Annotated in this window: 13 protein-coding genes; 8 read left to right on the forward strand and 5 right to left on the reverse strand. The window is 28.5% G+C overall.

Annotated elements, in window-relative coordinates; genetic code table 11:
- The first annotated feature begins 52 nt into the window (after window positions 1–52).
- From BN899_RS13240 to BN899_RS13250, 3 genes are all read left to right on the forward strand, one after another.
- On the forward strand, window positions 53–1264 hold the full coding sequence (locus tag BN899_RS13240; protein ID WP_042276247.1) for a hypothetical protein: 1212 nt from the start codon (window positions 53–55) through the stop codon (window positions 1262–1264).
- Window positions 1243–2205, forward strand: a complete 963-nt coding sequence (locus BN899_RS13245; protein WP_042276249.1) for a helix-turn-helix transcriptional regulator — start codon at window positions 1243–1245, stop codon at window positions 2203–2205. Before BN899_RS13240 ends, BN899_RS13245 begins: the two co-directional genes overlap by 22 nt.
- 77 nt (window positions 2206–2282) lie before the next feature.
- Window positions 2283–2912 carry a type 1 glutamine amidotransferase family protein gene (locus BN899_RS13250; protein ID WP_042276252.1) on the forward strand — a complete coding sequence of 210 codons (630 nt, stop codon included), beginning with the start codon at window positions 2283–2285 and terminating at the stop codon, window positions 2910–2912.
- Window positions 2913–3051: 139 nt separating this feature from the next.
- Here BN899_RS13250 and BN899_RS19115 read toward each other — a convergent pair whose 3' ends face one another.
- Entirely contained in the window at window positions 3052–3216 is a 165-nt protein-coding gene (locus tag BN899_RS19115) for a hypothetical protein (RefSeq protein ID WP_154658904.1), read from the reverse strand.
- Between the two features lie 225 nt (window positions 3217–3441).
- Between BN899_RS19115 and BN899_RS19120 the strand changes: the two genes are divergently transcribed.
- Both BN899_RS19120 and BN899_RS13255 read left to right on the forward strand, forming a co-directional pair.
- Window positions 3442–3618, forward strand: coding sequence for a hypothetical protein (locus tag BN899_RS19120; protein WP_161628749.1), 177 nt, complete (start codon window positions 3442–3444; stop codon window positions 3616–3618).
- Window positions 3619–3883: 265 nt separating this feature from the next.
- The gene (locus BN899_RS13255) at window positions 3884–5290 is read left to right on the forward strand and encodes a M20/M25/M40 family metallo-hydrolase (RefSeq protein ID WP_052356854.1); all 1407 of its coding nucleotides are present in this window, start codon (window positions 3884–3886) and stop codon (window positions 5288–5290) included.
- Between the two features lie 92 nt (window positions 5291–5382).
- Here BN899_RS13255 and BN899_RS13260 read toward each other — a convergent pair whose 3' ends face one another.
- Complete coding sequence (locus BN899_RS13260) at window positions 5383–6024, reverse strand: transmembrane-type terpene cyclase (RefSeq protein WP_052356855.1); 642 nt, start codon at window positions 6022–6024, stop codon at window positions 5383–5385.
- 349 nt (window positions 6025–6373) lie between these two features.
- On the opposite strand from BN899_RS13260, the gene glpT reads away from it, so the two are divergent.
- On the forward strand, window positions 6374–7702 hold the full coding sequence (glpT, locus tag BN899_RS13265) for a glycerol-3-phosphate transporter (RefSeq protein WP_042276254.1): 1329 nt from the start codon (window positions 6374–6376) through the stop codon (window positions 7700–7702).
- 103 nt (window positions 7703–7805) lie between these two features.
- Here the strand turns inward: glpT and BN899_RS13270 are convergent, their stop codons facing one another.
- The 3 genes from BN899_RS13270 to BN899_RS13280 are packed head-to-tail and all read right to left on the reverse strand — an operon-like array spanning window position 7806 to window position 10898.
- Window positions 7806–8159, reverse strand: a complete 354-nt coding sequence (locus tag BN899_RS13270; RefSeq protein ID WP_042276256.1) for a DUF1667 domain-containing protein — start codon at window positions 8157–8159, stop codon at window positions 7806–7808.
- Between the two features lie 2 nt (window positions 8160–8161).
- The gene (locus BN899_RS13275) at window positions 8162–9433 is read right to left on the reverse strand and encodes an NAD(P)/FAD-dependent oxidoreductase (RefSeq protein ID WP_334291372.1); all 1272 of its coding nucleotides are present in this window, start codon (window positions 9431–9433) and stop codon (window positions 8162–8164) included.
- Entirely contained in the window at window positions 9420–10898 is a 1479-nt protein-coding gene (locus BN899_RS13280; RefSeq protein WP_042276261.1) for an NAD(P)/FAD-dependent oxidoreductase, read from the reverse strand. Before BN899_RS13280 ends, BN899_RS13275 begins: the two co-directional genes overlap by 14 nt.
- A gap of 334 nt (window positions 10899–11232) precedes the next feature.
- On the opposite strand from BN899_RS13280, the gene BN899_RS13285 reads away from it, so the two are divergent.
- Window positions 11233–11433 carry a helix-turn-helix domain-containing protein gene (locus BN899_RS13285; protein WP_042276264.1) on the forward strand — a complete coding sequence of 67 codons (201 nt, stop codon included), beginning with the start codon at window positions 11233–11235 and terminating at the stop codon, window positions 11431–11433.
- A 458-nt stretch (window positions 11434–11891) separates the two neighbouring features.
- Entirely contained in the window at window positions 11892–12800 is a 909-nt protein-coding gene (locus tag BN899_RS13290) for a VapE domain-containing protein (RefSeq protein ID WP_147568568.1), read from the forward strand.
- Window positions 12801–13101 lie beyond the last annotated feature (301 nt).

The following is a 13101-nucleotide window of genomic DNA, read 5'->3' on the forward strand; positions in this document are numbered from 1 at the left end:
AAAAAACAAAGATAAAACTAAAGCATTTGAAGATATGTGCAGAGTACTATTTTTGAGAAAAAATAAAAAAACATCATATGATTATAGTTATAATATGAATGAAGCAGGGCTTGAATTCCAACCAATTTATAATGAAGTTGATAAAAAATGGTATGGAGCTCAATGTAAGTATTTTACTTCAGGTAGTAGTAAATCTAAGTATGATCAAATATATAAATCTTTATCTAAAGCTTTTAGTATTTATAAGGGAAAATTAGATGTAGTATATATATATACTAATGATGAATTGAAACCTATATGTACAGAAGAAGAAATAAATTCAGAATCTAAAACTTCAAGGGTTAAAATTACAAGAGAATCTAAAGAGGAAAATATAGAAGTAAAGTGGATACAGTCAGATAATATTCTTGATGTTATTCGTGAAGAGTCAAATTTAGATTTATACAAAATGTATTTTTTAGATTCAAGAGAAAATGATTTTATTCAAGAGGGGATAACAATTGAAGAAAATACATTTTTACAATCAAATGAATTTATAAATCTTAAATTTGAAAATGGGCAGACATTAGAAGATGTATCCTGTAATATTTTAAGTAGTAAGTTTAAGCTTATTTTAGGTAATGCAGGAACAGGTAAATCAATTGGAATGAAATATTTATATAGAAAATTATTAATACAATACAATAATTATTATAAAGGTGAAATAGAGTGGGATGAAAATATCTATATACCTGTATTTATAAAATTAAGAGAATGTTCAAATGGAAACTTAGAAGAATTAATCAGAGAGCGATTTAAAGACTATGGTTTAAATCATATTGATAAAATAAATAACTACTTTTATTTTTTTGATGGATTAGATGAAATTTCTTATTATGATATAAGTAAAATAACATATTTTATAAAAAGTTTATCAGAAAAAAATAATATTAAAGGTATAATTGTATCATCTAGGTCTAACTCTAACAACCTTTCATATTTTAGACAAGAGGTTTCTTGGAAAGAGTATAAGTTTGATAAGTTGAATTATATTGATATTATGAATTACTTTAAATCCAAAGGAGTTTTAGGGAAACAAGAAAAATTAGAGTTATTATCTCAGTCGGCTATTGTAAACCAAATTGATGATATCTTTTCTATTAATCTGTTATGGGAAAATATAGATAATATAGATAAAAAGACTTCTAAGATAGATATTATTGAATTAGCAGTTAGACATTGGATAAATAAGTCTAAAACTATATGGCTAAAATTGACAATATGATGTCTATATTATGGATGTTAAGTTCAGACAAAAAAGTTACAGCAAAACAAATATCTGAAAAACTAGAAATCAATATAAGAACTGTTTACCGTTATATTGATGCACTTTCTGCTAGTGGTGTTCCTATTATCTCAGACACAGGTCATAATGGTGGGTATACACTTCTGAACAATTTTATTGAAGCTCCTCTTTTTTTCAATATTGAAGAGCAAACAGCACTACTTCATGCAGCTAGTTTTGCGAAAGAAGCTGGATATTTTTTAGATGAAGCACTGGATAAGGCAACATCAAAGTTAAAAATGTATTCAAACCAAAAACAAGAAGAAATATTAGATCAATATTTAATAGGTTTTGAAGTAATAAAACCAATTGGAAAGAGATCCATAGAATCGGTACTTAAAACGTTGGAGTATGGGATAGTAAATGAGTTATCTGTAGAAATTAACTATCGTACAGCTCGTGAAGAAAAATCAAAATGTAGGATTATAGACCCATACGGAATAGTTCACTGGAATAATAATTGGTATGTAGTAGCATTTTGTCAAATGAGAAATGAGATTCGTAGCTTTAGAGTAGAGAGGATTAGTAGCATCATAGGAACATCAAATACCTTTAATCGCCCAAAGGAATTCTCAGCAAGTGAATTTTTCATAAAAGGAATTGTGGCTGAAATAAAAGATGAGCAAGCTCTGATTCCATTAGTTATAGAAGGAAGTATAAATGCGTTAGACAATTTATGTCAACATTGGTTTTTAGGATATTATTTAAAAGAAAGAACTCCGAATAAAGCAATATTTATCCTTCAAGAAGAAGTAATATGCAAGTACATACCCAATATACTTTTACCTTATGAAAAATCTATAAAAGTAATTGATCCACAAAGTCTAAAGAATAAAATAGTTGAAACTTTATTAGAATTAATTGATTATTATCAAATTTAATAACTTAACTGACTAAATTTGTCAGTTAAGTTATTTTACAATTAGGTATATTAATTAATCACATAAGGAGCAAAAAAATGAAAAATAGAAAAGTGTATATGTACATATTTGATACTATGTCAGATTGGGAAGTAGGATATCTAACTGCTGAATTAAATACAGGAAGATATTTCAAAAAAGGATTAAAGCCACTAAAAGTAACTACAGTAGGAATTGATAAAAATTCCATCACGACAATGGGTGGATTGAAAGTTTTGCCTGAGATTACGATAGATGAGTGTAATATTGAAAGTAATGATGTATTAATTTTACCAGGAGGAGACACTTGGACATCAACAGTTCATGAAATAGTATTAGAAAAAACTAAAGAAGCTTTGATACAAGGGGCTGTAGTTGCAGCTATTTGTGGAGCAACGTTAGGCCTAGCAAAAAAAGGTTTACTAGATTTTAGAAATCATACAAGTAATAATTTAGAGTTTCTTAAAATGATAATACCAAGTTACTCTGGAGAAAAATATTATAAAATGGAAGCTGTAGTTAGTGATCAAAATTTAATTACAGCATCAGGAATTGCTCCGCTAGAATTTACATTTGAAGTATTAAAAGTTTTAGAGGTTTTTGAATCAGAATCATTAAATTCATGGTTAAATCTTTATAAAACTCATGATTCAAAATATTTTTTCAAACTAATGAATTGTAATATATAATTTAATAGTTATCATATTTTAAATCAGTTATGAATAAATTTAAGGTTTATTTTTTTTATCAATGTAGTATAATATAAATATAGATAAAACAAAAAGAAACTACAATCTAGTTGTGTAGAGCAGTGGTTTCTAGTATAGATTACTTTTTAGTGAACTTGAATTTTATTTTAAATTCAAATTCTAAACCACTTTTTCTACGGCCAATAGATAAGTGGTTTTTTATTTTATCATATATGTAATTAGTACTTAGACCAATACAGATAGAGCCAATAGCTCCTATAATAAAATTTATCATTAGTTCCATATAGATGACACCTCCTTCCTACTTAATGTAGGAACTAGGACTATATGAAACCACCACTCATAGATTGTAGCTTCTTCTGTTGTATTATATCATAGAATAATAAATTCATGTGAATTTTTATTAACGGTTTATAATAAGGTGGGATATATAAGTTAATAGTGGATATTATTCCCGCGATCCGTCTCCACCATTGAAATCCACGAAAATACATTAACAACTTTGTTAATGTATTTTTTTGATAAAGTTAATGAAAATGATAAAAAGATAAGAGTAGTATTATATAAATATAGTTATAAATTAGCAGAGGATAATTCAAATATTTCAAATATAATAAACTTTGATGGGATTGAATATGAGAGATTTGAAGAAAAGATTATTGATAGGAATATTGAAATAAATTAAGAATATTATAAATCTGAAAAAGACAAGCTATATAATTATTATATATAAACACTCATGTTCATTGAATATGAGTGTTTTTAATATATCTAGAAAAATAGTAGAAAATTATATAATATTTTGGTTTGTATCATTATATAAATACATCAATTTAGATAACTTTTATAAAATATAAAGAAAATTCAAAAAACTATTGAAATAAATATAAACAATAGCTACTATATAATAAAATTACTTTTAAATTAAATTTACAAGGGGGAATTTAATTATGTCGAAAAAGAGAAAAATATATGTAGTAGCAGCATCAGCTATAATAGCAGCTCCAATTCTATTAGCAAGTCCAGCATCAGCAGCAGCTAATGCGAATGGAATATTATCAAAAATAGAAAGACAACTGAGTGTAAATCAAATATTAAAAGATATAGAGAGATTATCAATGGATGAAAGTGGTCAAAATAAAGATAATGCAAGAGTAACAGGATTTGAAGGAGAACATGAAGCTGCTAAGTATATACAAAGTGAGTTTAATAAACTGGGTATGAATGGAGAACTTAGCACAATAGAAGGAATAGATGGATTTATAGATGACGGAGCGACACTTACAGTAGGTGGAGAAAAGATAGAAGTAAAAACTATGACATTCTCTCAAGCTACTAATGGTCCGTTAGAAGGAGAACTTGTATATGCAGGGGTTGGAACTGAAGAAGAATGTAAAAAAGCTAATGTAGATGGTAAAATAGTGCTTATACAAAGAGGGGAAATCCCTTTTGCCCAAAAGGCTAAAAATGCTTATGCTAATGGAGCTAAAGGAGTTATAATATATAATAATACTTCTGGGATGCTAGGTGGAACTTTAGGGTCTTTAGAAGATAGTAAAGGTCCTACAGTTGGTATGAGTTTAGAAGATGGTACTAAATTAGTAGAGAGAATACAAGATGTAGAAACTCTAAATATATCTATGGAAGTTAAGACTTTAGTAAAACCAGATAGCTACTCATACAATGTAATAGGTGAAATACCTGCTCACAAAAACACAAAAAATCCTCAAACTATAGTACTAGGAGCACATTTTGATAGTGTAAGTTGTCCAGGTGCTAATGATAATGCTAGTGGTACAGCTACTATACTAGAAGTTGCTAGACTATTATCTAAACCAGAAGTTAAAAATAAATTACAATACAATGTAAGATTTGTTGCATTTGGTGCTGAGGAAATAGGCTTAATAGGATCAGATCAATATGTTGCTCAACTTGTTGAATCAGGAGAATCCAAAAATATTGTAGGTATGATAAACCTTGATATGGTAGGTGTAGGAGATCAGGTTGTAACATATAACTTAAATGATAAAGCAGACCATAAAATAACTGATATAGCAGAAGATAATATAAAAGAGTTAGGATATAAGTATGGAGGACATTTCAATTCTGGATCAAGTGACCATGCTCCATTTGAGGCAGCAGGTATACCGGCTGTATTTATACAATTTGATAAAGATCCATATTATCATACAGATGAAGATACAATAGATAAAATAGATCCACAAAATATAAAAGAAACTGCTACTTTAGTATTAAATATGCTTATGGATATGAATGATACAAAGCAAGAAAAGCAAAAACATAAGCCATTAAAGGGTAAGATAGAATTTGAAAATCAACAAATGCCAAGAAAGTAATTAAATTATATATAACTGAATTATAATCCTAACATTTTATCTTCCATTTTGGATTGATAAGATGCTAGGATTTTTTATTTTGAATAATAGTATTACTTATGTCTACAAAACTTAAGCAACAAATAGATATACAAAATATCAAAAAACTGAATTAAAAATATAACAAATAACTCAGTCGGATTTGATGAAACCATACCACTAAGACTCATAATACTTACAGACAAAGTTCCAAGCCATTTAAATATTGCTATAAATATAGATTGACCTTTTAAATTTCTTCTTTCTAAAAACATTAAAACAAATAATATAGACATTAATAGATTTTGAAAATAAGCAATAAAGCCTGCTGCTTGAAGAATATCACCATCAAATAAAATACTAAAATCTAATGGTGCTAAAATCATAAAAACAAAAGAAGATATTAAAGTAAAAACAATCAATACAAAGAATGATATTTTACTTAAAGAATATTTCTTCTTAAAATCCTTATATCCGTATTTGAAAAATGTACAAGCTATTATCAAGTCAAGAATAAACCATATAAAGCATACTATCTGATGAAATATATCACTCTTATAGATAAATGCAAATACGAACTCCCATGAGAGATTAAGGCACATTGCAAGAAATGGCATACCATAAGTCTTGTCTTTAACGCTTTTCTTAATTATTAATATGTAAGTTATAATCCAAAATAGTCCACTTAATCCTTGTAAGATTATATCAATACTCAAAAAAACACCCCTTTAGATATTTATGAAGTATGTACATATAATATAATAAAGATATTTTAGTAATAAATCATTAAACCTTCAAATGACATACAAAGTAAGTGAAGTTTTCAACAAACGTTTTTCAGGCCACGAATGTGGAGGAAGAATATTAAATATATAATTTAGAAAAAGTGTTGAAAAATAAAGTGTTATATGCTACATTTTATGGTGTAGATAAAAAGGTTAGAAAAAATACAATATAATGTGCGTTAGAGAATATGAGCCAAGCACAAGCCTTAAAATATTAGTATATTAACAGTACTAATATAGGCTTAGCTTGGCTTTTTTTAGCGTGAAAGGGGGATTTTTAATGTTAAAATTTTTAAAGCCAGCACCATATGTAAACAGGTTACCAGAGCAAGAGATAAATTCAACGTATAAAAAATATCGTATCCAGATGTTTATAAGTATTTATGTGGGATATCTTTTATACTATTTTGTAAGAAGCAATTTTGCTTTATCGAAGGTCTATCTTATAGAACAAGGATTTACAAAAGTTGAGATAGGGTTTGTTGCATCAGCTTTGGGGTTATCATATGGTATTAGTAAATTTATAATGGGGAATATGTCAGATAGATCTAATCCAAGATATTTCTTAGCAATAGGTCTTATAATGTCTGGTATAGTAAATTTATTTTTACCAAATACAACTAATATTGCTTTTATGTTTATTTTAATGCTATTAAATGGATGGTTTCAAGGAATGGGATGGCCTCCATGTGGTAGGATAATGACTCACTGGTTCTCAGATAGTGAACGTGGTGTAAAAATGTCTGTTTGGAATACTGCGCATAATATAGGTGGTGGGTTTATAGCTACTGTTGTATTAATTGGAGTATCATTATTTGGAACATGGAAAGGTAGTTTTTATTTACCAGGAATAATAGCAATTGTAGGTGGATTAATATATATTATATTTGCAAGAGATACTCCACAATCTGTTGGGCTACCACCAATTGAAGAATTTAAAAATGATTATCCAGAGTATGAGGTTGAAGTTGAAGATGCTGAAGCAGAACTTAGTGCTAAGGAGATTCTATTTAAATATGTATTAAATAATAAATTCTTATGGTGTATAGCTGTGGCAAACGTTTTTGTGTATTTGGTTAGATATGGTGTTATAAACTGGGTTCCTACATACCTACAAGAAGTTAGACATTTTGATCCAAAAGATTCTTCTATAGCATTTGCATTATTTGAATATGCAGCTATACCTGGAACTATTTTAGTTGGATGGATTAGTGATCATATATTCCATGGTAGACGTGCTCCAATAGGAATAATATGTATGGTTGGAGTAACTATAGCAACAGCTGTATACTGGAAAAGCACAAGTCCATTTGCTATAAACTGTGCTCTGGCATCAATAGGAGCATTAATTTATGGGCCTGTTATGTTAATAGGGGTAAGTGCACTAGATCTTGTTCCTAAAAAAGCAGCAGGAACTGCGGCAGGATTTACAGGATTATTTGGATATATGGGAGGACAGGTTTTAGCTGAGTTGGCAATGGGTATGGTAGTTGATAAATATAATTGGGATGGAGGATTTATAATGCTAATAATATCTTCGATCTTAGCGATAGTATTTTTATCATTTACTTGGAATACTCATAATATAAAAGAAAAATCTAATGCTTAGCTAGATAGAATAACAAATTAAAAGTTAATAGAGAATATATATAATTAAAAGGGGGGTCGTAAAAACGTACCCCCCTTTGATTATATTAATTTATATTATAACCTTATGCTATAGTTTTACTACTTACAATATCAACACCTGTACCTAAAACATCTTTGATTATTATATCTCCTACATTAACAGGAGATATAACAGTTATACTATCTAAAGCTTCCATAACATCAAACATCATACCTTTAGGTACAGAACCATTAGTCTTAACTGGAAGTAAGTTTAAATAAGAACCTTCAAGTTTAACGGTAGAAGTTATAACTCTTTTTGGGCTAGTTATTTCTTCAATACCGTATTTTTCTCCTCTTTTACAAGTATTACCACTTACTTTATATACGTCATCTATCTTATCAATAACCATTCTACAACCCATTGGACAAACTACACAAGTAACTTCAGTTTTCATAATTAAACCTCCTCAACACTTATATAGATATCGCTATCTATTTTACCTAAAAGGTCTTTATTTATATTAATACGTTCCATTTCAGAAGGTATCATATGAGCCCTTTTCTTTTCAAAAATAACTTCATTATTACATCTAACAACTAGTTTTTTGCCAGTACATATATTACGAACTCTCATAAATAAATTTACATCTTCATTAGAATCTATATTTATATATTGGGGAACTACATAACCAATTCCATCACTAGCAACAGTTTTTATATTATTAGATGTAGAAGATTTCTTTTTAGCCTTCTTATTTAAAACATATAAAGCAGCATTCTTACCAGCAATTCTACTTTCCTTTGTAACAAAGTCAACTAAATCATGAACATGAACAACATTACCACAAGCAAAGAAACCTTCTTTATCTGTAGACATACTATTATTAACTATAGGCCCACTTGTTTTTTTATCTAGATTAACACCAATACCACTAGAAAGTTCATTTTCAGGAATTAGTCCAACTGAAAGTAAAACAGTATCACATTCTATAAATTCTTCGCTACCTTCAATAACCTCTCTATTATCATTAAGCTTAGCTAAAGTAACTCCGCTAACTCTATCTTTTCCATGTATATAGTTTATACAAGTTTGTAATTTTAAAGGTATATTAAAATCATCTAAACACTGTACTATGTTTCTTGTAAGTCCGCTTGAGTGAGGATTTACTTCTACAACACATTGAACTTTAGCACCTTCTAATGTCATACGTCTGGCCATAATAAGCCCGATATCACCAGAACCGTAGATAACTACTTTTTTACCAACTAAGTATCCTTCCATATTAATAAATCTTTGAGCAGCACCAGCATTATAAACTCCAGCAGGTCTATATCCTGGAATATCTATAGCACCCCTAGTTCTTTCTCTACAGCCCATTGCAAGAATTACAGCATCAGCACTTATTTCTATAAGACCATCTTCGCCCATTGCAGATATAATTTTTTCATCATTAGCTTCATCTATATTAAGAACCATAGTATTTAACATAAAGTCTATGTTTTCTTCTTGAATCATTTTTATAAATTTACCAGCATACTCAGGGCCTGTTAATTCCTCTTTAAACTCATGAAGACCAAATCCATTATGGATACACTGATTTAAAATACCTCCAAGTTCTCTATCTCTTTCAATTATTAATACCTTTTCACATCCGTTTTTCTTAGCTTCTAGAGCAGCACCTAATCCAGCAGGACCACCACCAATTACAACAACATTATATTTCAACAGTCTCACCCCTTAACTCTTTTACTTTTCCTACAACCATATTTGAACCTTCATAATCTTTTAAAACATCTTCAACAGATATGTTTAACTCTCTAGCTATTATTTCAACAACCTTTGGACCACAGAAACCTCCTTGGCATCTTCCCATACCTGGGCGAACTCTTCTTTTAACCCCATCAACAGTTCTTGCACCACATGGTCTGTTTATAGCATCTACAATTTCTCCTTCAGTTACATTTTCGCATCTACATATTATAGTTTTATGCTTAGGATTTTTCTCAGCAGCTGAAATTCTTTCATCATTAGTCATTTGAGAAAATGGCTTATCTTTTATTCTTATAGGATTAAAATTAGCATTTAATTCTAAAGAATTATTATCTCTGGCAAAAATATCTTTTAATATACCTTCAACATAAACAGCTATACCAGGAGCAGAAGCAAGACCTGGAGATTCAATTCCAGCTACATTTATAAAACCTTTTGATTTTTCAGATTCAAATATTATAAAGTCACCTGTATTTGGAGTAGCACGAATTCCAGCAAAAGAAGTTATAGTTTTTGAGAAATCTATATTCTGTACAGATTTTAAAGATTTATCCATTATTTCTCTTAAACCAGATTTAGTAGTTGTTATATCTTCTAAATCAACTTGCGTAGCGTTTGGACCAACAAGTAAGTTTCCATGAACTGTTTTAGTAACCAGTATTCCCTTACCTTTTTCAGTAGGACATGTAAATAATGTGTGTACAGCCTTATTTCCTTCAATTTTATCTAATATTTTATACTCACCTTTTCTTGGGATTATATAAAATTCATCTCCACCAATTAATTTGTTTATTTTATCAGAATATACACCAGATGCATTTATAACATATTTTGATTTTATAACGCCATTTACAGTTTTTATTTCAAAGTATTCTTCATTATCGCTAACAACTTTTTTAATATCTATAACTTCGCTTTGTAAATTAAGTGTGACACCATTATCAATAGCATTTTCCATAAGTGCAACGTTTAGGTTGAAAGGACAAACTATACCTGCACTTTTGCATAAAAGAGCACCAACTACATTTTCACTAACATTAGGCTCTATTTCTTTAACTTTATTGCCATCTATTATTTCGAGTCCAGAAGCTCCATTTTTTAATCCTCTTTCGTAAAGATCTTTTATATGATATAAGTCTTTATCATCAAAAGCCAAAACCAAAGATCCATTTTGCTTAAACTCAACATTAAGATCTTTACAAAGAGAAGGGTATAGGCTATTTCCTAAAACATTTAGCTTTGCTTTTAAGCTACCTTCATAAGCATCAAATCCACCATGAACTATAGCACTATTAGCTTTGGTTGTACCTTGGCATACTTCAACACCTTTTTCTAAAACAACAGTTTTTAAATTATATCTAGATAGGTTTCTGGCAATAGCACTTCCTGTTATTCCAGCTCCTATTATAGCTATATCAAACATAAACAAATCCCCCTGAGTATTAATATTTGGAAAAAAAAACAGAGACCCCCCTATAAGTTATTATAGAAGGCTCTCTAATCTCTGCCATAAATATTTAATTAATATAATTTCATTCATGAAATTATGTATTAACGCTTTCATCACCATAATTATATTCCAAAATTTTGAATTTGTCATTACATTAAATTAAAAATCGAAAAATTTTTTAGTACTAAAAATATAATTTATAAAAAATCTTGTCAAAAAACTTTCTAAAATACTTTATTTGAAATATTAATATCCCACATGCTACCATAACCTCATAATACAAAACGAAACAAAATAGGAGGATATGATGAATTACAAACCCAACACAGAACTAATAAAATTACGCATGCTAAAAAAAGGCTACTCAATAACAAAACTAGCAAAAGAAAGTAATCTAGGAAAATCAACAGTATCAAGACTAATAAACAAAATGGGCACATCAAGAGTAGAAACAATATATAAAATAGCGAAAGCCTTAGATATAGAAGTAAAAGATATAACATTATAAGCGTAATGGGGGATAAAAATGTACAAACAATATATAGATGAAATAAAAAAAGCCCTATAAGATTAAACACAGTAAATAAAAGTAAAATAAATGAATATTACAATAGCAAAGTCAAAGAGGCTATAAAAGAAAAAAATTTAGATAAAGCATTTGAACTAAGCTGTAAGCAAGATGGAGAAGGCAACAAAAACTATAATATAAACTTTCCTTATTTAGATTCTAAAAATAGACCTCAAAAAATATGGGATAACTTAGACCTATTACTAAAACAAAATAATATAAATATAGTTTATAACGAAATAGTTAAAGATATTGAAATAACTGGACTAGAAGGAACTAATCTAGAAAGTCAGTTAGTAGATATACATTCACTTTGCAATAAATATGGATTTTCTCTAAGTCTAAATACAATACAATCTTTTGTATATCGTATAGCTCATAACAATTCATACAACCCAGTGGTAGATTATTTAAGAAACTGCTACATGGAATTTGATGGAGATAGAAAAAATATACAAATGTTATGTAATGCACTTATAACTAGAAGTGATTATGACCAAGAATTAAAAAAATTATTAATAAGAAAGTGGTTATTAAACACAGCTACTATTGTATTTAATGATGGAAACACTAATATAGAAGGGATACTAACATTACAAGGAAAACAAGGCATAGGTAAAACAAGGTTAATAAGAAAACTAATACCAATGTACGTTAAAACTGGACTAGAGCTAGATCCAAGCGATAAAGACAAAGTTTATCAATGTATAAAATATTGGGTATGTGAACTAGGGGAGTTAGATTCAACTCTTAAAAAAGATTTAGCAAAGTTAAAAGCTTTTATAACTGAGCAAGTTGATGAATTTAGAAGACCATATGGACTAGCACCTATTAAATATCCAAGAAAAACTTCATTTTATGCTACAGTTAATAATGAGGAATTTTTAAAAGATGAATCAGGTAATAGAAGGTACTGGGTAATTCCTATTGAAAAGATAGATTTTGATTTAATATCTAAAATAGATATAGATAAATTGTGGGGAGAAGTAATGTATATTAAAGAAGAAAATATTGAAAGTAAATATTTAGACCAAAAGGAAATAGAAAAATTGAATACTAGCAATGCTGATTTTAAAGTTATGAATCAATTAGAACTAGGGATTAATATAGAGTTTGATTGGGATGCTGATAAAGATAAGTGGAATTGGAAGTCTTCTACTGAAATAGCAAATAGGCTACATTTAAAATCTAGTAAAGGTCTTAGAGCTACTTTAGAAAGTTATGGTGCTAATTATAGAAAGGTTGGAAATAAAAGAGGGTATAATACACCACCATATAAATATGTAATGTCACTTAGTGGGTTTTAGTACATTAAAAATTGTACTTTATATGTTGAAACACAAGTTTATGTAAAAAGTATTGTGAGAGTACAGAAAAAGTACACTAAAAGTACGGTAAATTAAAACTTAATGTACTATGTTAAGATATAGATAAATCAATAGATTTAGATACTTTGTACAGTAGTTACATTAGATTAAATAAAATATTATGTTATTGATGTAGAATTATATTATTAGAGTTAATGTTATCTATGATGTACTTACTGTACTTAATGATAATACTTTGAAAAATAAACTATAAAGAGTAGTATAATTTTATAGTATAGAA

Source organism: Faecalimicrobium dakarense (assembly GCF_000499525.1).
Classification (GTDB): Bacteria; Bacillota; Clostridia; order Peptostreptococcales; family Peptostreptococcaceae; genus Faecalimicrobium; species Faecalimicrobium dakarense.